The sequence below is a fragment of the Corallococcus terminator genome (assembly GCF_003611635.1).
Lineage (GTDB): Bacteria > Myxococcota > Myxococcia > Myxococcales > Myxococcaceae > Corallococcus > Corallococcus terminator.
On sequence record NZ_RAVZ01000747.1, the window covers coordinates 1 to 773 of the forward strand.

A 773-nucleotide genomic window follows, 5' to 3' on the forward strand; every position below is an offset into this window, starting at 1 on the left:
GCGCGGTGAAGGAGGAATACAGCGAGGGCGACGCAGGGAGCGGCTGCAGTCCAGGGGAGGAGCCAGGACGCGATGAGAAGGAGAACAGCGCCGCCGACGAGCATTCGTGCGCGTCGGCGGAGTTTGACGGGGAGCGGGGTGAACGAGGAGTGAGGCATGCGCATCCCGCAGGAGCTGCAGTCAGTGGAAACTGCCGGGCCGGCTACCTCTCGCTGGGCCAGGGGACGGTAGGGTCGTTGTCAGCGGTGAGGATGGGCTCTTGGTCATCGCGCTGGTTGAGGGGCAGCTCCTCCACAAGGGTGACGATGTCGCCCAGGGGTGTTACCGCGTTGACATCCAGTTTCAGGAAGGCTCCGGGCCGGCGGAGGGTGAAGTCATCGGGCAGTTCCGCCAGCGGATCGCCGGACGGGGAGGCAGCGGAAACCGGAGCGAGGCGGACGGACGGCATGTGCTTCGCGAAGAGCATGCACGCTTTGGTCGTCGCGACGTGGCTCGGGTCGCGGTTGGGTGAGTTCTCACCGGAGTGGAGGACGGAGCCCCTGTTCTCATCAGGGGAACCGTCCGCACCGATGCGAAGGTGGAATTCGCCCGGACGCTCGCAGATGGGACAGAGGACAATGTCCTTGTGCTTGGGTCGGAAGGGGAGAGGGGAGGAAGACTCAGTCATGATTCGGTTTTCTGGATGGATGGGGGCGGGGCAGCCAGCGCAGGTTCCCGCCGTTTGAGGGTGCAACGTCCGTACAGGTGGACGTCCCCGGAGCCTGTGCCGGCCC

General features: G+C 65.8%; 1 protein-coding gene. It reads right to left on the reverse strand.

The window, feature by feature from the left end; genetic code table 11:
* Positions 1–202 precede the first annotated feature (202 nt).
* Positions 203–466 carry a hypothetical protein gene (locus D7V88_RS42825; RefSeq protein ID WP_147449173.1) on the reverse strand — a complete coding sequence of 88 codons (264 nt, stop codon included), beginning with the start codon at positions 464–466 and terminating at the stop codon, positions 203–205.
* Positions 467–773 lie beyond the last annotated feature (307 nt).